The sequence below is a fragment of the Microbacterium sp. HSID17254 genome, from assembly GCF_003989315.1.
Classification (GTDB): domain Bacteria; phylum Actinomycetota; class Actinomycetes; order Actinomycetales; family Microbacteriaceae; genus Microbacterium.
Genome location: NZ_RBLT01000002.1, coordinates 136453 through 155144 on the forward strand (window position 1 = coordinate 136453; position 18692 = coordinate 155144).

Below are 18692 nucleotides of genomic sequence, written 5' to 3' on the forward strand. Positions count from 1 at the left end.
CAGTCTAGGGAGCCGACGACCCTGCGCCCGGCCGTGCGACGCGATAGCGCCCGCAGAGGAAGCTGCGGTTGCGAGCCACCTCGATCAGTTCCAGATCGAGCCGCCGCGGCAACAGCGGGGCGCCGCTCCCGAGGGTCACCGGTGCGTACTGCACCCAGACCTCGTCCAGCAGCCCCGCGTCGGCGAACTGCCCGGCGAGGTCTCCCCCGCCGACCACCCAAAGATCCTTGCCACCCGCGGCGTCGAGCATCGCGCTGTGCACGTCGCGGATGTCGGCACTCGTCACCCGGACATCGGCCCCGGCCGGCACCGCAAGGTCACGATGCGACAGCACCCACGTGGGCTGCGTGTACGTCCAGCGGCCCTCCTCATGGCGCATGACCCACTCGAACGTGGATGCCCCCATCACCAGCGCACCGATGCTCTTCTCGAAGGCGGGGTACGCCATCGGACCCTCCATGTCGATGTCCTGGCTCAGCAGCCAGTCCAGGGAGTGCTCGGCAGTGGCGATGAAGCCGTCCAGGCTGGACGCGGTGAAGTAGTGAGTGGCCATACGCGCATGCTCGCACGGGCCACCGACATCGCGGTCAGTCCCGCAACAGGTCGGCGACGGCCACGGGTGGCGTCACCCACTCCAGCTCCGGGTAGCGCTTGAACCACGACACCTGTCGACGTGCATAGCGTCGCGTGAGAGCCTGCGTCTCGGCGATCGCCTCTTCGGCGGTGGAGCGACCGTCCAGCTGTGCGAGCGCCTGTGCGTATCCGATCGCCCGCGGGGCTGTCGTCCCGCGCTCCAGACCGCGGTCCCGCAGCCCGGCGACCTCGGCCACCAGGCCGTGCTCCCACATCCGACGCACACGCGCATCGAGGCGGGCGACGAGTTCGCCCCGATCCACGTGCAGCCCGATCAGACGCGTGTGCGGATACCAGAGCGTCGGCGTCTCGGGGAGGACGGCACCATGCGTCGCGCTCCCCTGCTCGATGATCTCGAGCGCGCGGATCACGCGTCTCCCGTTGCGCGGGTCCACTCGGGCCGCGACCCCCGGATCACGCTCACGCAACCGCTGGAGCAGGGGCCCGACACCCTCGCGATCGAGTTCCTGCTCGAGACGCTCGCGGATGGCGGGGTCCCGGGGCGGGAAGTGGAACTCGTAGACGACGCTCGACACGTAGAGTCCCGATCCACCGACGAGGATCGCGTCCCCTCCCGCCGCGTGGATCTGCTGCACGGCCTCTCGTGCGAGCGGCTGATACCAGGCCACGGCAGCGTCCTGCGTCACCTCTCGCGCGTCGAAGAGGTGGTGCGGAATGCCGCGACGTTCGGCGACCGACAGCTTCGCGGTGCCGATGTCCATGCCGCGGTAGAGCTGCATAGCGTCGGCGTTGACGATCTCCGCCGGGTTGCCGCGCCGCCGGAGCTCCTCGGCGAGATCGAGCGCCAGATCGCTCTTCCCCGTGCCGGTCGCGCCGACGACGGCCCAGAGCCGAGGCGCGGTCACACTCCGACGCGGAGGGTCGGCAGGCCGAGGGAGACGGCGCGCGGAGCGCCGTCGCTCGGTGCCGGCACGGCGCACGACTCGGCCTGTCCCCGATCCCAGGCGTCGCCACCACGCGTCCGACGGATGCGGAGCGGGGCACCCGTCGGGTCGTCGGCGAGGAGGTGGAACGGCGCGGCGTGCGTCACCGTCACCGTGACGACATCCCCTGGGCGCGGCAGCTCGGACCCGGGAGTGACCTCGAAGTGCACGAGCCGGTTGTCCTGCGCCCGCCCGGTCAGGCGACGCGTCTCCGTGTCCTTCTTGCCTTCGCCCGTGGACACGAGAACCTCGACCTCCCGGCCGACCTGCTTCTGGTTCTCCTCGAGCGAGATGCGCTCCTGGAGCGCGATCAGCCGGTCATAGCGAGCCTGCACGACGTCCTTGGGCACCTGGTCCGGCATCGTGGCCGCAGGGGTGCCTTCGCGGATCGAGTACTGGAAGGTGAAGGCTCCGGAGAAGCGCGACTGCTCGACGACGCGCATCGTGTCCTCGAAGTCCTCCTCGGTCTCGCCGGGGAAGCCGACGATGATGTCGGTCGTGATGGCCGCGTGCGGGATGCGCTCGCGGACGCGGTCCAGGATGCCCAGGAAGCGCTCGCTGCGGTAGGAGCGACGCATCGCCTTGAGGATCCGGTCGCTCCCCGACTGCAGCGGCATGTGGAGCTGCGGCATGACGGCGGGCGTCTCCGCCATCGCGTCGATCACGTCGTCTGTGAAGGCGGCGGGATGCGGGCTCGTGAAGCGGATGCGCTCGAGCCCCTCGATCTCGCCGGCGGCGCGGAGGAGCTTTCCGAACGCCTGACGATCCCCGAACTCCACCCCGTAGGAGTTCACGTTCTGCCCGAGGAGCGTCACCTCGATGGCGCCGTCCTCCACCAGCAGACGGATCTCGTTGAGGATGTCGCCCGGGCGACGGTCCTTCTCCTTGCCCCGGAGGCTCGGGACGATGCAGAAGGTGCAGGTGTTGTTGCAGCCGACGGAGATCGACACCCAGCCGCTGTGCGCGGAGTCGCGCTTGGTGGGAAGCGTCGACGGGAAGACCTCGAGGGACTCGAGGATCTCGAGTTCGGCGTCACCGTTGTGGCGCGCGCGCTCCAAGAGGCCGGGCAAGGATCCCATGTTGTGCGTGCCGAAGACCACGTCGACCCAGGGGGCCTTGTCGAGCACGGCCTGCTTGTCCATCTGCGCCAGGCAGCCGCCGACGGCGATCTGCATCCCGGCCTTGCGGCGCTTGACGGCGGCCAGGTGCCCGAGCGTCCCGTAGAGCTTCCCGGCGGCGTTGTCCCGGACGGCGCAGGTGTTGATGATCACCACGTCGGCCTCGGCTCCGGCCTCGGCGCGGATGTAGCCGGCGCTCTCCAGGGATCCGGACAGACGCTCGGAGTCGTGGACGTTCATCTGGCAGCCGAAGGTGCGCACTTCGTAGGATCGCTGGCGCCCGTCATCGTCGACGGCCGCCGACGACGCGCTGATGATCGTCGGTTCACTGCGGGGGATAGTCATGATGCTCCCATTGTACGAGCGTCGCCGAGAGCAGATCGCGTGCGAACCGTCAGTCGGAATCCACGAACCGGACGCCGGAGACGCCCCCGCCGAACGAGGCTTCCCGCAGCGCCGTCTTCGCCGCGTTCATGGCGACCGATCCCCCGTACCCGCGGCGCGACAGCTGCCCGACCAACCGGCGGAGCGCCGCGTCGGGGTCGAGGCGTCCCATCGAACGCGCTTTGGTCCGGGCGAACTCCAGTGCCCGCTCCGCATCGTCGTCGGGCAGCTCGTCGAGCGCGGCGTCGATGACGTCACGAGGAATGCCCCGCTGCGCGAGCGCTCGAGACAGCGCGACCCGCCCCTGGCCCTTGCGTTCGACGCCGGACGTGACGAGGAGCTCGGCGAGCACGGCGTCGTCGAGGTATCCGCGCCGTACGAAGTCGTCGACCACGTCTTCGACGGCGTCCGTCGCAAGCCCGTGCCCTTTCAACACCAGCCGGGCCTCGGAGACGGACAGCGACCGCGTGCGGAGCTTCCGCACCAACGATTCCTCCGCCGTCGCTCGGATCTCCGCCGCCGAGGGGCCGTTCTCCGCGCTCTCGCCCCCTCCGGGCGATCGGGACGCATCGCCGACGGCGCGCAATGTGGTGGTCTTCCCGCCTCGGGAAGCGGCCCGCGCCGCGGCACCCCGGGCGGGGTGCCTCGCGCTGGGAGAACCGTCGTCGACCGACGGGGACCCTGCCGACGCGGGCTCGTGCCACGTCGAGCGCCAGAGTCCCGCCCCGTCCGCGGGCGGCCCCGACCGCGCAGGCGGCGCGGACGACGACTCGTCTGCACCGCCTGCGGCCGGATGCTCCGCACGCGTGGGTCCGCCGAAGAGAGGGATGATGGGGGCGATCCGCTCGGAATCGCCCCCACGCTGGTCACTCATCAGGCCGGGCGACGCTCGGCCAGCTCATCAGCACCCGGAGCCGCGGCCGGGCCGCCGATACCGAGCTTCTGCTTGATCTGACTCTCGATCGCCAGGGCGATGTCGGCGTTGTTGAGCAGGAACGTGCGCGCGTTCTCCTTGCCCTGGCCCAGCTGATCGCCGTCGTAGGTGTACCACGATCCCGACTTCTTGACGATGCCGTGCTCGACGCCGAAGTCGATCAGGCTGCCCTCGCGGGAGATGCCGACGCCGTAAAGGATGTCGAACTCCGCCTGCTTGAAGGGCGGGGCCATCTTGTTCTTGACGATCTTGACGCGGGTGCGGTTACCCACGGCGTCCGTGCCGTCCTTGAGCGTCTCGATGCGGCGGATGTCCATACGCACGGAGGCGTAGAACTTCAGCGCCTTACCACCGGCAGTGGTCTCCGGGGAGCCGAAGAACACGCCGATCTTCTCGCGCAGCTGGTTGATGAAGATCATCGTCGTGTTCGTCTGGTTCAGACCACCGGTGAGCTTCCGCAGCGCCTGCGACATGAGGCGGGCCTGGAGACCCACGTGGGAGTCTCCCATCTCGCCCTCGATCTCCGCACGCGGCACCAGGGCCGCCACCGAGTCGACGACGATGAGGTCGATGGCACCGGAGCGCACGAGCATGTCGGCGATCTCGAGAGCCTGCTCACCCGTGTCGGGCTGCGAGACGAGAAGGGCGTCGATGTCGACGCCGAGCTTCGCGGCGTAGTCGGGGTCGAGCGCGTGCTCCGCGTCGATGAATGCCGCGATACCGCCGGCCCGCTGGGCGTTGGCGATGGCGTGCAGCGTCAGCGTCGTCTTACCCGAGGACTCCGGGCCGTAGATCTCGACGATGCGGCCACGCGGCAGACCTCCCACGCCGAGGGCGACGTCAAGGGCGATGGAGCCGGTGGGGATGACGGCCACAGGGGCACGCTCATCGCTGCCCAGCCGCATGACCGAGCCCTTTCCGAACTGGCGGTCGATCTGGGCGAGGGCGGTCTCGAGGGACTTCTCGCGGTCGGCGGGTGATGGCATGGTGTGCTCCTTCTGCGCGTGTGCTGCCGCCTGTAGGCTGTCGCGGCTCTTCCGGCGGAAGGAACTCTCCGACAAGGCGTATGGCTTTTCAGCCTGGACCTCACGGTACGGCGGGCCTCCGACATTGCGTCGAGGAGCCGCGGATCGTGGGGACCAGAACCGTCTGACCACTTGTGCAGAAGACTACGCCTGGTTCGAACAGATTTTCGACAACACGCCCGTCCGGCGTGTCGGACTTCCGCACACCCGGGAAGCCGCCGTCACCGGCCGCGCGGCTCCAGACGCCCCACGCCGTGGCGACGGGATTCGGGGACATCCATGTCGGCGCAGAGCGCGAGCCAGATGTCGCGCGGAGGTACCCCGGCTTCGAGAGCCTCGAGCGCCGTTCGTCCCCCCATGCCGGAGAGCACGAGGTCATTCACCAGAGAAGAGGCTCGGGTATGGAACTCGGCGTCGACGGCGCGCAGGAACTCACTGCGTCGCATAAGGGTGATCTCCGCGTGTCAGCGGAGCGAGAGCTCGGGCCCCACGGACGCGACCAGGTCGTCCGGAACGACGTCCGGGAAGACCTGGATTCCTTCGAGCACCGAGATGCGGTCCCCGACCTCGCGCATGATCGTGGAGATGGGGACGTCGAGCGCCTCTGCCACCGAGGCGAGGATCTCGCTCGAGGCCTCCTTCTGTCCGCGCTCGACCTCACTGAGATAACCGAGAGCGACGGATGCCTTGCTCGCGACCTGCCGGAGCGTCCGCCCCTTCTGCAGACGGAAGTCCCTCAGCACGTCGCCGATCTCCTGTCGTACAAGAATCATCGGAACCTCCTCCGCAGTTCGTGAATCGAGGTCTCCCTCGAAGAGACGGCCAGTCTAGTCCTCCTGGCTTGCACAGAATCTACCCTTGCACTCTGTGGTTTAAATGTGAGCACATCCGTATCAACATGACGCGGCGGGTCGCTATTCCCGCAGCGCAGCAGCCAGCACGTCGAGGACCGCCGCGACCGTCTGTGCTCGCACCGCGTCGCGGTCCCCTTCGAAGCGGAACGGTCGGGTCCGGCTCACCGTCGGGGTGACCACGCCGATGTGGACGGTGCCCACGGGCTGCCCATCCGGGGACTCCGGGCCCGCGATCCCCGTGGTGGACACCCCGACATCGGCGGGGAGACCGTCCACCCCGACGGCCTCGCGCACTCCGGCAGCCATCTGCCGCGCGACCTCCGGGTGCACCGGTCCGTATCGCTCCAATAGCTCGGTGTCGACGCCGAGCAGCGTGTGCTTGACGGGGGTGGCGTAGGCGACGACGCCGCCGAGGAGCACCGCGGAGGCGCCGGGAACCGCGACGAGCGCCGCGCACACCGCACCGCCGGTGAGCGACTCCGCGACACCGAGGGTCCAGCCGCGCTCACGCAGAGCTTCCAGAGCCTCGGCCGGCGTCGTGCCGCTCATCGGCTCTGACGCGCGCCGCGCACCTGCGCGACGATGTAGTCGATCCCGCTGACGACGGTGAGCACGAGCACGATGACCATGAGGACGGTCGTCACGACGGTCCACGGGCCGAGCCCGATGAACACGTGCAGCGGCAGGAGAGCCCAGCCGAGGGCGACGCCCTGGAAGGCCGTCTTGATCTTGCCCATCCAGGCGGCCGCGACAACGTGCTCGCTCGCGACGACCAGCCGGTGGATGGTGATCCCCCACTCGCGGACGAGGATGATCACGACGATCCACCAGGAGACCTCGCCCAGGATCGCCAACCCGACGAATCCGGCGCCGGTGAGGAGCTTGTCCGCGATCGGATCCCAGAGCTTGCCGAAGTCGCTGACGATGTCGTAGCGACGTGCGAGGTAGCCGTCGACCCAGTCGGTCGAGATGGCGACGATGAAGAGGACGGCGGCGATCCAGCGCACGGTGAGATCGGCGAGGCCGTACGTCCCGCCGACGAGCAGGAGGACGAAGAACACCACGGCGAGCGGGATGCGCGCCACCGTGATGGCGTTGGGGAGCTGCCGAGGGATCACCATCAGTCGCGTCCCGTCAGGCCCCAGGCGTCTTCGTCGCCCTCCGCTTCGACGACCGGCAGACCGTCGTACTGCGCCTCCAACGGATCCCGTTCGGCCGGCGGCACCGCTGCGGCGGCGGGCGAAGGCGGAGCCGCAGGAGCCGACGGAACGTCTTCGCCGCGGAGCTTCGCCATGACCTGCGGCAACTGCTCGGGGGTCGCGAGCACATCGCGCGCCTTCGAGCCCTCCGAGGGGCCGACGACCTCGCGCGACTCGAGGAGATCCATGAGGCGTCCGGCCTTGGCGAAGCCGACCCGCAGCTTGCGCTGCAGCATCGACGTCGATCCGAACTGCGAGGAGACGATGAGCTCGGCCGCCGCGAGCAGGAGCTCGAGGTCGTCGCCGATGTCCTCGTCGACCTCCTTCTTCTTCGCCGGCTCCATCGCCTCCTGGACGTCGGCGCGGTACTCGGGACGCGCCTGACGCGTGACGTGCTTGACGACCGCGTCGATCTCCTTCTCGTCGACCCACGCACCCTGCAGTCGGAACGGCTTCGACGAGCCCATGGGCGAGAAGAGCGCGTCACCCTGTCCGATGAGCTTGTCGGCGCCGGGGCTGTCGAGGATCACGCGGCTGTCGGTGACGCTCGTGACCGCGAACGCGAGACGGGACGGCACGTTCGCCTTGATGAGGCCGGTGACGACGTCGACGCTCGGGCGCTGCGTGGCGAGCACCAGGTGGATGCCGGAGGCGCGGGCGAGCTGCGTGATGCGGACGATCGAGTCCTCGACGTCGCGCGGGGCGACCATCATGAGGTCCGCGAGCTCGTCGACCACGACGAGGAGGTACGGGTACGGCTTGAGCACCCGTTCGCTGCCCGGGGGCACCTCCACCTCCCCCGCACGCACGGCGCGGTTGAAGTCGTCGATGTGGCGGAAGCCGAACGACGCGAGGTCGTCGTACCGCATGTCCATCTCCTTCACGACCCACTGCAGCGCCTCGGCGGCCTTCTTCGGGTTCGTGATGATGGGGGTGATCAGGTGCGGGACACCGGCGTAGCTCGTCAGCTCCACACGCTTCGGGTCGATGAGGACCATGCGCACGTCGGACGGGCGCGCCCGCATGAGCAGGCTGGTGATCATCGAGTTCACGAAGCTGGACTTACCGGACCCCGTCGAGCCCGCCACCAGGAGGTGCGGCATCTTCGCGAGGTTGGCGACGACGAAGTTGCCGCCGACGTCCTTGCCGACGCCGATCGTGAGCGGGTGCGTGCTCTTCTGCGCGGCCGCCGAGCGCAGTACGTCGCCGAGGGCGACCGTCTCGCGGTCGGTGTTCGGGATCTCGATGCCGATCGCGCTCTTGCCGGGGATCGGCGAGAGGATGCGTACGTCGTTGGAGGCGACCGCGTAGGCGAAGTTGTTGCTGAGCTGCAGGATCTTCTCGACCTTGACGCCGTGGCCGACCTCGACCTCGTACTGCGTGACCGTCGGACCGCGGGAGAAGCCGGTGACCTTGGCGTCGACCTTGAACTGGTCGAGGACGCTGGTGATCTGCTCGACGATGCGGTCGTTCGCCTCCGAGCGGGCCACCGAAGGCGGTCCCTCGGACAGCACGCCCGGCGACGGGAGGATGTAGGGGGCCACGGGGGCCTGCGGACCGCGGTCGCCGGGGCCCTCCGTGCCGAAGCCGTCCAGTCCGGGCAGCTCCGGCATCTCGCCGGTGTCCGACTCGTCGTCCAGCAGCGCGGTCGTCTGCTGCTCCGCGAGCGCGTCCGTCACGGAGCGCACGTCGCTGAGCACCTCGGTCGCCGCGTCGTACGGGTTCGCCACCGTCACGGCCTGGTCGTATGCGGGGGTGGCCTCGGTGGTGGACAGGAGCGCGGTGATGTCGTCGGACGCGAGCGTGCCCTCGTCGGGGTCTTCCTCGCGACCGGTCTTGTTGCGTCGCCACCAGGGCAGCACGTCCGGGTCGTCGACCTTGTCGGCCTCGTCGACCGCGGCCGCGGTGTCCTTCGCCGGCTTCTCCGGGCGCTCCGCGTCGAACATCCACGCGTAGAGGTCTCCCAGGCGGGCACCGATGCGGTTCGGCGGCGTCTTCGTGAGGATGAGGATGCTCAGGGCGGCGAGCAGCCCGAGGATGAGGTACGCCGGAATGTCGGTCAGGTACGTCAGGGGCTGCCCCACGAGCCATCCGAGCAGACCACCCGACTCGCTCAGCGCGGGCATGCCCTGGTTCGGGTGGGGACGAGGGCCGGCGACGTGGAAGATGCCCGCCAGAGCGAGCACGAACATCCCGAAGCCGATCCCGATGCGCCCGTTGTCGTGCACGGACGACGGGTGCCGGAACAGCCATCCCGCCAGGAGAAGCAGCAGCACCGGCATGATGAAGGCCACCCGACCGACGAAGAGCCCCACCGAGTAGGCGCTGATGTTCGCCGCGACCTCGTTGCCGATGAAGAACCACTCGTTGACGGCACCGAGCGCCGCCAGGATCACCAGCAGGAACGGGAATCCGTCCCTGCGGTCGTCCTTCTGCAGCGTCTCCGGCCCGAAGGCCCGGAAGAGTCCGCCGACGCCGTGCGCGAGCCCGTTCCATGCGCGCGCGGCGACGGGCGGCTTGTCCGCCTCGTCGATGTACTTCTTGGGTGCGGGCTGCGCCTTCGGAGCCGCCTGCCGCTTGGGGCGCGACGGGGCGCTCGTCGAGGCGCGCTCGGTCTTGGTGCTGCTCCTGGCCATGCCTCCACGGTACGACCCGCGACCGACATCTCCGCGTCACCACGCGGAACTCGACGATCACGGCGCGCGACGGCACGCCGTGATCGGAGGGTCAGGCCTCGATGACGAGAGGGACGATCATCGGGCGCCGACGCAGCTTCTGGTTCACCCAGCGGCCGATCGTCCGACGGACGACCTGCGACAGCGCGTGCGTGTCGCGCACACCGTTGCCGGACGCCTCCTTCAGCGCGGCGACGATCTTCGGAGCGACGTCGTCGAACACGGCGTCGTCCTCGGCGACGCCGCGCGCGTGGATCTCCGGCCCCGAGATGATGCGCCCGGTCGCGGCATCCACGACGACGATGACCGAGATGAACCCCTCCTCGCCGAGGATGCGGCGGTCCTTGAGATCGGCATCGGTGATCTCGCCGACGGTCGAGCCGTCGACGTAGACGAACCCGAGGTCGAGCTGCCCGGCCACCCGGGCGACGCCGTCCTTCAGGTCGATGACGGTGCCGTTGGAGGCGATGATCGTGTTCTGCTCGGGGATCCCGGTGTCCTGGGCGAGCTTGGCGTTGGCGATCAGGTGCCGGTACTCCCCGTGGACAGGGAGGACGTTCTTCGGCTTGAGGATGTTGTAGCAGTAGAGCAGCTCGCCGGCCGCGGCGTGCCCCGACACGTGCACCCGCGCGTTGGCCTTGTGCACGACGTTCGCGCCCAGCTTCGTGAGCCCGTCGATGACGCGGTAGACGGCGTTCTCGTTGCCCGGGATGAGGCTCGACGCCAGGATCACGGTGTCGCCCTCGCTGACCTCGATGGCGTGGTCCATGTTGGCCATGCGGCTCAGCACGGCCATCGGCTCGCCCTGCGAACCGGTCGACATGTAGACGATCTGCTCGTCCGGGAGGTCGCGTGCCTTCTTGAAGTCGATCAGGACGCCCGCCGGCACCTTGAGGTAGCCGAGCTGCTCCGCGATCGTCATGTTGCGGACCATGCTGCGGCCGAGGAACGCGACCCGACGACCGTGCGCGTGCGCGGCGTCGATCACCTGCTGCACGCGGTGCACGTGGCTGGAGAAGCTCGCGACGATCACGCGGCGCGGAGCCTTGCCGATGACCTGGTCGAGGACCGGGCCGATGGAGCGCTCCGTGGGCGTGAAGCCGGGGACGTCGGCGTTGGTGGAGTCGACGAGGAAGAGGTCGACGCCCTCCTCCCCCAGGCGCGAGAACGCGCGCAGATCGGTGATGCGGCCGTCCAGGGGCAGCTGGTCCATCTTGAAGTCGCCGGTGGCGAGGGCCATGCCCGCGGGGGTGCGGATCGCGACGGCCAGCGCGTCCGGGATGGAGTGGTTCACCGCGACGAACTCGAGGTCGAACGGCCCGACCTTCTCGTGCTGGCCTTCCTTCACGGTCAGGGTGAAGGCCTTGATGCGGTGCTCCTTCAGCTTCGCCTCGACGAGGGCGAGCGTCAGTCCGGAGCCGATCAGCGGGATGTCGCTCTTCAGCCGCAGCAGGTACGGAACCGCCCCGATGTGGTCCTCGTGCCCGTGCGTCAGCACCACGCCCACGATGTCGTCGAGACGGTCACGGATCGGCTCGAAGTCCGGGAGGATGAGGTCGACGCCGGGCTGGTGCTCCTCCGGGAAGAGCACCCCGCAGTCCACGATGAGGATCTTGCCCGCGTACTCGAACACGGTCATGTTGCGACCGATCTCCCCCAGGCCGCCGATCGGGATGACCCGGAGCGTCCCTTCGTCGAGAGCGGACGGTTCGGCCAGGGGAATGGACATGCTGTCTCCTCAGTCGGACACTCCACGCGTCCGTTCGTTCATGGTGACGCGGCTCAGCGCGTCGTGCCGTGCACCTTCGGCAGGGCGCCGCCCGCGGCCGCGTTGCGGTCGGGCCGGAAGTTCGAGAAGTCCGCCCCCGGCACGCCGCTGACGAGATCGAGCTCGTCCTCGATGAGGGCGGCCTCCCACTCCTCCGGGCCGACGAGGGGAAGGCGGACACGCGGACTGGAGATGCGGCCCAGCCCGTGCAGGATGTACTTCGCGGCGACCGTGCCGGGGACGTGCGTCATGACGGCCCGGACCAGCGGCTCCAGTCGCTTGTGCTCGGCGGTCGCGGTGGCGAGGTCGCCACGGTTCACCGCGTCGATGATGGTCCGGTACGGAGCGGCGGCGACGTTCGCCGTCACGCCGATGAGGCCGGTCGCGCCGATCGAAAGGTGCGGCAGCACGTTCGCGTCGTCACCGGAGAAGTACATGAGGTCGGTCTGGTTGAGCACACGGCTCACCTCGGAGAAGTCGCCCTTCGCATCCTTCACGGCGACGATGTTCGGGTGCTTGGCGAGCCGGAGGATCGTCTCGTACTTGATCGGGACACCGGTCCGCCCGGGGATGTCGTACAGGATGACCGGCAGGTCGGTCGCATCGGCGACGAGCCGGAAGTGCGTGAGGATGCCCGCCTGCGTCGGCTTGTTGTAGTACGGCGTGACGATCATGATGCCGTCGGCGCCGGCCTTCTCGCTGGCCTTGTACAGCTCGATGGCGTGCGCGGTCTCGTTCGATCCGCCACCCGTGATGATCTTCGCGCGTCCCGCCGAGACGGACTTGCCGACCTCGACGAGCTTGAGCTTCTCCGGGTCCGTCAGGGTCGAGGTCTCGCCGGTCGTTCCCGTCACGACGATGCCGTCCGCGCCTGCGGTGATCACGTCATCGATGTGCTTCTCGACGGCGGGCCAGTCGACTTCGCCGTCGGCCGTCATCGGAGTGACGAGCGCGACGAGAACCTGTCCGAAGGGGTTGCCCGAGTGCGTCATGCGTCCAGCGTATCGGGTCGGATGCCGCTGTCGCGGACGCGTCCGGTCCTCCTCCCCTGTCGGCCGTAGGCTCGCACCATGGGTTGGATCACGCACGCCTCACGCACGACCTACGAGAACGCCTGGATCCGCGTCCGCGAGGACGACGTCACCGGACCGGGTGGCCGGGGCGTCTACGGCGTCATGACGGTGCGGAACCCGGCGGTGTTCATCGTCGCGATGGACGCCGACGACCGGGTCTGCCTGGTCACCGTCGATCGCTACACGATCGGCACGTCCGTCGAGGTGCCCGCCGGCGGCACCGACGGCGAGGACCCGCGTGCCGCCGCAGAACGCGAGCTCCTCGAGGAGTCCGGGTACCGGGCGCTCCGGTGGGAGCATCTGGGTACGACGCACGCGCTCGACGGCGTCGCGGAGGCCACGGAGCACGTCTTCCTGGCCCGGGAGATCGAGCGCGTCGACGATGCGGTCGACAGCCGCGCGGAAGAGGGCATCGACACCGTGGAGTGGGTGGCGTTCAGCGAGGTCCTGCGGATGATCGCCGACGGCCGCATCACGGACGGCGAGACGATCGCCGCCATCGCCCTCGCCGGGATCCGTCTCGGGAGGTTCCGCTGACGGCGGGTCAGACCCGACCCCGACGGGCGACCGCCGCGGTGAGGGACCGGGGCAGCACCTTCGTCGCGGCCACGACGGCCTTGTACCGCACGGAGGGGATGGACACGGCCTTGCCCCGCGCCGCGTCGCGGAGCCCCTCGCGCACGACGTCTCGGGCATCGAGCCACAGGAAGGTCGGCACGCCCTCCTCGCCGACCGCGAGACCCATCCGCTCATGGAAGGACGTGTGCGTGAAACCGGGGCAAAGCGCCGTGACGCTCACGCCGTCCGGGCCGTAGGCGATGTTCGCCCACCGGCTGAAGTCGATGAGCCAGGCCTTGCAGGCGGAGTACGTCGACCGCGAGATGAAACCGGCCACCGAGGCGACGTTGATGATCCGACCGCCCCGCCCCCGCATGGTCTGCAGGGCCGCGTGCATCAGGCGCATGGAGGCCTCGACGTGCACACGCAGATGCCGCACCTCGTCCTCGATGTCGTTGTCGGCGAACTGCAACGGCAATCCGAACCCGGCGTTGTTCACGAGCAGGTCGATCGGATCGTCCCGATCACGGAGCCGAGCCGCGACGAGCTCGACGCCGGCCTCCTCGGACAGATCGGCCGGGAGCACCTCGACAGCCACTCCCCACTCGCCGCGCAACTCCCCCGCGAGAGCCGAGAGCGACTCCTCCGAACGGGCCACGAGCACGAGGTCGGCGCGTCGACGTGCCAGCTGACGGGCGAACTCGGCGCCCAGCCCCGCGCTGGCTCCGGTGATCAGTGCGGTGGGCATCAGCGCTCGTACCTCAGGAAGCGATACCGGACGCCGGTGCGGGACGTCTGCCAGTCCCCCTCGTCCACCACGCGCCACCCGGTCTTGGGCGGAGCGAACGTGTCGCCGTCGACCGTGAGGTCGAGCTCGGTGACCTCGAGCCGGTCGGCGTCGGCGATCACCTGACGGAAGATCTCCGCACCGCCGATGATCCACACCTTCTCCTGGCCGCGCACGGCCTCGGACACCGTGGACGCACGGCGGGCGCCCTCCGCCGTCCAGTCCTGCTGGCGGGTCACGACGATGTTGTCGCGACCGGGCAGGGGGCGGAATCGCTCGGGCAGCGAGTCCCAGGTCTTGCGTCCCATGACGACCGGAGCGCCCTGCGTGGTCTCCTTGAAGTGCGCCAGATCCTCCGGCACGTACCAGGGCATGCCGCCCTCGGCGCCGATCACGCCTCCGGCGGCCTCGGCCCAGATGAGCCCCACCCAGGTCATACCGCCACCGCCGCCCTGATCGGTGCGTGGTGCTGGTAGTCCTCGACGACGAAGTCCTCGAACCGGTAGTCGAAGATCGACTCCGGCTTCCGCGCGAAGCGCAGCGTCGGGTACGGGTAGGCCTCTCGCGTGAGCTGCTCGCGCACCTGCTCGACGTGGTTGTCGTAGACGTGGCAGTCCCCGCCGGTCCACACGAAGTCGCCGGGCTCCAGCCCCACCTGCTGCGCGATCATCATCGTCAGCAGCGCGTAGGAGGCGATGTTGAAGGGGACGCCGAGGAACATGTCGGCGCTGCGCTGGTAGAGCTGGCAGGAGAGCTTTCCGTCGGCGACGTAGAACTGGAACAGAGCGTGGCACGGTGCGAGGGCCATGTCCGGGATGTCCGCGGGATTCCAGGCGGAGACGAGCAGGCGCCGCGAGTCGGGTGTGCGCCGGATCTGCTCGATGACCTCGGTCAGCTGATCGATGCTGCCGCCGTCGGGAGTCGGCCAGGACCGCCACTGGACGCCGTACACCGGGCCGAGATCGCCGTCTGCATCCGCCCACTCGTCCCAGATCGAGACCCCGTTCTCCTGCAGCCAGCGGACGTTGGAGTCGCCGCGCAGGAACCACAGCAGCTCGTACGCGATGGACTTGAAGTGCACGCGCTTCGTGGTGATGAGGGGGAAGCCCGCCGCGAGATCGAAGCGGATCTGCCGCCCGAACACGCTCGTGGTCCCGGTCCCGGTGCGATCGCTCTTGTGCGTGCCCGTCTCGAGCACGTCGCGGAGCAGGTCTTCGTACGGAGTCGGGACAGCGGCGCTCATGGTTGTCAGGATACCCGCCCCGCTCCCGGCGGGGGCGGTGGCCGTGACGCGATCCGCACGTCACGGACCGAAACATCGCGACGCTTCTGCGGTCACGGCTCTAGCCTCGAAGGATGTCCCCCGCGCTCGCTCTCGCCGCCCTGGCCGCGCTTCTGGTGCTCGCCACCGTGGTCGGGCTCGTGCTCCGCGGGAGAGAGGGTCGCCGCCGCGACGGCGGCGACCTGCGGTTCGATCCCGCTGATGCGGAGGGCGCGGCGCTGGGGGCCGCGGCGACGCTCGTGCAGTTCAGCACGGAGACCTGCGCCCGCTGCCCCCAGGTGCGTCGTCTTCTCGGCTCCTTTGCGTCCGAGGACGCCGGCCTCGCGCACATCGAGGTCGATCTCACGCACCGCCCGGATCTCTCGGCGCGCTACCGTGTGCTGCAGACACCGACCACCTTCGTGCTCGACGCCACCGGGCGCGTCAGGGCCCGGTTCGCGGGCATACCCGCTCGCGAGAGCCTGACCCACGCCCTCGCCGCCGTCTGAGACCCCGTCTGGAGCAGATGATGACGCCTCCCCCCGGAATCGATCCGCGCGGGCCCCGCTTCGCCGCCGGGATCACCGCACTCCTGCTCGCCGTCGCGACGTTCCTGGCCCTCATCGGGATCTCCACCGCGCGGACCACCGATGGCTGGTTCGCGCTCACGGCGTCGTCGGAGTTCGCGTTCATCGGAGGAGGCGGGTGGGCGGTCTCCGCCGCGGGGCCGGTCGCGCGTGTCCTCGACCCGGGCTTCCTCCTCGCCACACTGATCGCGCTCCTGTTCCTCTGGGGCGTCGTCTCTCCCGCCACCGCCCCGTGGGGCGTCCTCTACCGCCGCCTCGTCCGTCCGCGCCTCGCGCCGCCCGCAGAGCTGGAGGATCCCCGTCCCCCGCGGTTCGCCCAGGGCGTGGGTCTCGTCGTCGTGGGACTCGGCCTGCTCCTCCACCTCGCCGGCGTGCCGTGGGCCCTTCCGATCGCCACCGCCGCCGCGTTCCTCGCCGCCTTCCTCAACGCCGTGTTCGGACTGTGCCTCGGGTGCCAGCTCTACCTCCTGCTGCAGCGCGTCGGGCTCACCGGACGACCGCGCCGCGCCGCCTGACGCCGGTTCCCGAAGGCCCGGTCGCTCGGTAGGCTGACGAGCAAGCGACGCCGCTCCCCCGGTGGCGTCAGAACCGGAGGAACCATGCCCGTCACCAGTGAAGCCGCCGCCACCTGGACCGGATCGCTCACGGAGGGTTCCGGCACGGTCGCCTTCTCCTCCTCGCATCTGGGGACGTTCCCGATCGACTGGAAGTCGCGCAGCGAGGGCAGCGACACGACCACGACGCCGGAGGAGCTCATCGCCGCGGCCCATGCCTCCTGCTTCAGCATGGCGCTCTCGCATGCACTCGCCGAGAACGGCACGCCCCCGGAGCGCGTCGACACCAGCGCCTCGGTCACCTTCAAGCCGGGCGTCGGCATCACCGGCAGCCACCTCAACGTCAACGCGACGGCGCCAGGTCTGACCGCGGAGAAGTTCCAGGAGATCGCCGAGGGGGCGAAGACCGGATGCCCGGTGTCCCAGGCTCTCGCGGGCATCGAGATCACGCTCGAGGCGACTCTCGCCTGAGCCGCGTGGACGTCAGGCGCGGGAGAGGCTGATCGCCTGTCGGATGCTCGCCCTGGCGTCCTTGCGGCGTCCCGCCGCGTCCTGCACAACGCCGAGACGGTAGCGCGCCCGCCAGTCGGTGGGCGCCGCCTCCGCCTCCGCCGTGTAGCGCGCGACGAGCGCGTCGGCATCCTTGCGGGCGATGCGTCCGCTGGGCGTGAGCTCGGTCTCCACGGGCGGCATACCGCCCTCGGCGTCGAGCAGGCGTCCCAGACGGTCGGCACCGAACCCGAAGAGCATCTCGCGCACCAGCGCCCACCCGCCCACGGGTGCGAGCACGAGGAGCGTGATGCCCATCCCGATGGAGACAGGCGTGCCCACGGCGAGGAACATGACGGCGAGCCAGCCCGCCACCACGAGGTAGAGCAGGAGGGCCGCGGCCATCAGCCCGACCCCGATCCGCGACATCACGAGCGGATGCCGATGTCGAGCATGTTCTCCAGGCCCACCACGACGCCGGTGGCGGTGGCCGCATAGGGCACGGCCAGGCGGATCCCCGGCGCATACGCCAGGCCCGGGTCGGTGGTGTCATGCGTGAAGGTCAGCGACTCCCCCGGACCGGACAGGATCACCTCCTGCTTGGCGATCACCCCGGGGCGGCGGAGCGAGTGGATGGGCACGCTGCCGACCTGCTGACCTCGGGCGCGCTGATCGGCATGCGGCGCACTCACCGGACCCTGCGTCGCGCGCGCGGCGGCGATGAGCTCCGCCGTGCGGACGGCTGTCCCGCTGGGCGAGTCCACCTTCGTCTCCCGGTGTGCCTCGACGATCTCGACCGAGCCGAAGTAGGGCGCGGCGGCCGCCGCGAGGGCCGAGCCGAGAACGGAGCCGAGGGAGAAGTTCGGGATGAACACCGCTCCCGTGTCGGCGGCTTCGACGAGCGGCCGGACGAGGGCGATCCGCTCCGCCGACCAGCCGGAGGTGGCCACGAGGATGTTGAGCCCGTGCTCCACGGCCGTGCGCACCACGTCGATGCTGACCTGCGGGGTTGAGGCATCGATCACGAGGTCGGCGCCCGCGAGCTCCGACAGGTCGCTCGCCGACGTCAGCACCCGGCTCACCTCGAAGCCCTCGAGCTCCTCGATCACCGCAGCGATGATCGTCCCGAGCTTTCCGGTCCCGCCGACGAGGGCTACCTTCGTGGTCATGCGTCCAGTCTATTTCCGGGCGTCGGCCGGGGGTCGCGGCGCGCGGAGGCGTCGATCAGACCAGCAGCGCGTCCGGGATGCCCGTCCGCAGCTCCATCGGAAGATGGCCGGTGTCGTTGTGCGTGAGCAGGGTCCATGGCCGTCCCTGCTTCTGCGCGATCACCGTCAACCCGCAGTGCGACTGGTTCAGGGTCATCCAGCGCCAGTCCGGTGCGGCGAGCACCTCGCGCACGAACCACGAGATCACGAAGTTGTGGGTGATGAGCACCTCGTGCACGTCGCCGGTCTTCCGCACGAGGAACTCGTTGACGGCATCGGACATCTGCGCGCGGCCCGCCTCGATCTCCGCCTCGGTCACGGAGCCGAAGAAGGGCTCGAACACGGCCGGCGTCTCCTCCGTCATCCCCGTCGGCACGCAGTCGAAGAGCAGAGCGGAGGGCTCCGGATCCACGGACGGGAGTCGGCCGGCGATCGCTCGCGCCGTCTCCGCGGCGCGGAGGAGCGGAGAATGCCAGACGGCGTCGAGCGGGAGGCCGGACAGGCGATCCGCGATGAGCTCCGCCTGCCGCTGACCGCGCGGGGAGAGGGGTCCGTCGGCGAGGCCGTGCTCGGCATCCTGATGTTCACCGTGTCTGACCAGATATATGTAGTGCGTCACAACTCGCTCGCTCGCCTCGTCG

General features: G+C 69.6%; 22 protein-coding genes. 4 read left to right on the forward strand and 18 right to left on the reverse strand.

Going from position 1 to position 18692, the window contains the following annotated elements; translation table 11 throughout:
* Nucleotides 1–4 precede the first annotated feature (4 nt).
* From D8M34_RS02210 to dapA, 12 genes are all read right to left on the reverse strand, one after another.
* Entirely contained in the window at nucleotides 5–553 is a 549-nt protein-coding gene (locus D8M34_RS02210) for a dihydrofolate reductase family protein (RefSeq protein ID WP_025103233.1), read from the reverse strand.
* A gap of 34 nt (nucleotides 554–587) precedes the next feature.
* The gene (gene miaA, locus D8M34_RS02215; RefSeq protein WP_126893030.1) at nucleotides 588–1499 is read right to left on the reverse strand and encodes a tRNA (adenosine(37)-N6)-dimethylallyltransferase MiaA; all 912 of its coding nucleotides are present in this window, start codon (nucleotides 1497–1499) and stop codon (nucleotides 588–590) included.
* Nucleotides 1496–3040 carry a tRNA (N6-isopentenyl adenosine(37)-C2)-methylthiotransferase MiaB gene (miaB, locus tag D8M34_RS02220; protein ID WP_060921069.1) on the reverse strand — a complete coding sequence of 515 codons (1545 nt, stop codon included), beginning with the start codon at nucleotides 3038–3040 and terminating at the stop codon, nucleotides 1496–1498. Before miaB ends, miaA begins: the two co-directional genes overlap by 4 nt.
* Before the next feature lie 49 nt (nucleotides 3041–3089).
* The gene (locus tag D8M34_RS19495; protein ID WP_231729436.1) at nucleotides 3090–3563 is read right to left on the reverse strand and encodes a regulatory protein RecX; all 474 of its coding nucleotides are present in this window, start codon (nucleotides 3561–3563) and stop codon (nucleotides 3090–3092) included.
* 389 nt (nucleotides 3564–3952) lie between these two features.
* Nucleotides 3953–4999, reverse strand: a complete 1047-nt coding sequence (gene recA, locus D8M34_RS02230; RefSeq protein ID WP_025103229.1) for a recombinase RecA — start codon at nucleotides 4997–4999, stop codon at nucleotides 3953–3955.
* Between the two features lie 260 nt (nucleotides 5000–5259).
* Complete coding sequence (locus D8M34_RS02235) at nucleotides 5260–5484, reverse strand: DUF3046 domain-containing protein (RefSeq protein WP_025103228.1); 225 nt, start codon at nucleotides 5482–5484, stop codon at nucleotides 5260–5262.
* Between the two features lie 18 nt (nucleotides 5485–5502).
* On the reverse strand, nucleotides 5503–5811 hold the full coding sequence (locus D8M34_RS02240) for a helix-turn-helix domain-containing protein (protein WP_126893031.1): 309 nt from the start codon (nucleotides 5809–5811) through the stop codon (nucleotides 5503–5505).
* A 141-nt stretch (nucleotides 5812–5952) separates the two neighbouring features.
* Nucleotides 5953–6441, reverse strand: a complete 489-nt coding sequence (locus D8M34_RS02245; protein WP_126893032.1) for a CinA family protein — start codon at nucleotides 6439–6441, stop codon at nucleotides 5953–5955.
* Nucleotides 6438–7013, reverse strand: a complete 576-nt coding sequence (pgsA, locus tag D8M34_RS02250) for a CDP-diacylglycerol--glycerol-3-phosphate 3-phosphatidyltransferase (RefSeq protein WP_126893033.1) — start codon at nucleotides 7011–7013, stop codon at nucleotides 6438–6440. The genes D8M34_RS02245 and pgsA overlap by 4 nt, the downstream gene beginning before the upstream one ends.
* Nucleotides 7013–9727, reverse strand: a complete 2715-nt coding sequence (locus tag D8M34_RS02255; RefSeq protein WP_126893034.1) for an FtsK/SpoIIIE family DNA translocase — start codon at nucleotides 9725–9727, stop codon at nucleotides 7013–7015. The genes pgsA and D8M34_RS02255 overlap by 1 nt, the downstream gene beginning before the upstream one ends.
* Nucleotides 9728–9818: 91 nt before the next feature.
* Nucleotides 9819–11495, reverse strand: coding sequence for a ribonuclease J (locus D8M34_RS02260; RefSeq protein ID WP_025103223.1), 1677 nt, complete (start codon nucleotides 11493–11495; stop codon nucleotides 9819–9821).
* A gap of 53 nt (nucleotides 11496–11548) precedes the next feature.
* On the reverse strand, nucleotides 11549–12526 hold the full coding sequence (gene dapA / locus D8M34_RS02265; protein WP_126893035.1) for a 4-hydroxy-tetrahydrodipicolinate synthase: 978 nt from the start codon (nucleotides 12524–12526) through the stop codon (nucleotides 11549–11551).
* Nucleotides 12527–12604: 78 nt separating this feature from the next.
* Here dapA and D8M34_RS02270 point away from each other — a divergent pair, with 78 nt between their 5' ends.
* Nucleotides 12605–13144 carry an NUDIX domain-containing protein gene (locus D8M34_RS02270; protein ID WP_126893036.1) on the forward strand — a complete coding sequence of 180 codons (540 nt, stop codon included), beginning with the start codon at nucleotides 12605–12607 and terminating at the stop codon, nucleotides 13142–13144.
* A gap of 7 nt (nucleotides 13145–13151) precedes the next feature.
* Here D8M34_RS02270 and D8M34_RS02275 read toward each other — a convergent pair whose 3' ends face one another.
* The 3 genes from D8M34_RS02275 to D8M34_RS02285 are packed head-to-tail and all read right to left on the reverse strand — an operon-like array spanning nucleotide 13152 to nucleotide 15195.
* A complete protein-coding gene (locus D8M34_RS02275) occupies nucleotides 13152–13913 on the reverse strand; it encodes an SDR family NAD(P)-dependent oxidoreductase (protein ID WP_126893037.1) in 762 nt (253 codons plus the stop codon).
* Entirely contained in the window at nucleotides 13913–14389 is a 477-nt protein-coding gene (locus D8M34_RS02280; RefSeq protein ID WP_062634903.1) for a dihydrofolate reductase, read from the reverse strand. The genes D8M34_RS02275 and D8M34_RS02280 overlap by 1 nt, the downstream gene beginning before the upstream one ends.
* Complete coding sequence (locus D8M34_RS02285) at nucleotides 14386–15195, reverse strand: thymidylate synthase (protein ID WP_126893038.1); 810 nt, start codon at nucleotides 15193–15195, stop codon at nucleotides 14386–14388. The genes D8M34_RS02280 and D8M34_RS02285 overlap by 4 nt, the downstream gene beginning before the upstream one ends.
* 113 nt (nucleotides 15196–15308) lie before the next feature.
* Between D8M34_RS02285 and D8M34_RS02290 the strand changes: the two genes are divergently transcribed.
* From D8M34_RS02290 to D8M34_RS02300, 3 genes are all read left to right on the forward strand, one after another.
* Nucleotides 15309–15722 carry a TlpA family protein disulfide reductase gene (locus tag D8M34_RS02290; protein WP_025103217.1) on the forward strand — a complete coding sequence of 138 codons (414 nt, stop codon included), beginning with the start codon at nucleotides 15309–15311 and terminating at the stop codon, nucleotides 15720–15722.
* Nucleotides 15723–15742: 20 nt separating this feature from the next.
* Complete coding sequence (locus D8M34_RS02295; protein WP_025103216.1) at nucleotides 15743–16315, forward strand: DUF4395 family protein; 573 nt, start codon at nucleotides 15743–15745, stop codon at nucleotides 16313–16315.
* Nucleotides 16316–16399: 84 nt separating this feature from the next.
* The gene (locus D8M34_RS02300; RefSeq protein ID WP_126893039.1) at nucleotides 16400–16825 is read left to right on the forward strand and encodes an OsmC family peroxiredoxin; all 426 of its coding nucleotides are present in this window, start codon (nucleotides 16400–16402) and stop codon (nucleotides 16823–16825) included.
* Nucleotides 16826–16837: 12 nt separating this feature from the next.
* Here D8M34_RS02300 and D8M34_RS02305 read toward each other — a convergent pair whose 3' ends face one another.
* Genes D8M34_RS02305 through D8M34_RS02315 form a run of 3 tightly spaced genes read right to left on the reverse strand, consistent with a single transcriptional unit; the run spans nucleotide 16838 to nucleotide 18670 of the window.
* Nucleotides 16838–17272: a hypothetical protein gene (locus tag D8M34_RS02305; RefSeq protein WP_082749918.1), complete on the reverse strand. Its 435-nt coding sequence runs from the start codon at nucleotides 17270–17272 to the stop codon at nucleotides 16838–16840.
* Nucleotides 17272–18012: a 4-hydroxy-tetrahydrodipicolinate reductase gene (gene dapB, locus D8M34_RS02310; RefSeq protein ID WP_025103213.1), complete on the reverse strand. Its 741-nt coding sequence runs from the start codon at nucleotides 18010–18012 to the stop codon at nucleotides 17272–17274. The genes D8M34_RS02305 and dapB overlap by 1 nt, the downstream gene beginning before the upstream one ends.
* A 55-nt stretch (nucleotides 18013–18067) precedes the next feature.
* Nucleotides 18068–18670, reverse strand: coding sequence for a histidine phosphatase family protein (locus D8M34_RS02315; RefSeq protein ID WP_025103212.1), 603 nt, complete (start codon nucleotides 18668–18670; stop codon nucleotides 18068–18070).
* Nucleotides 18671–18692 lie beyond the last annotated feature (22 nt).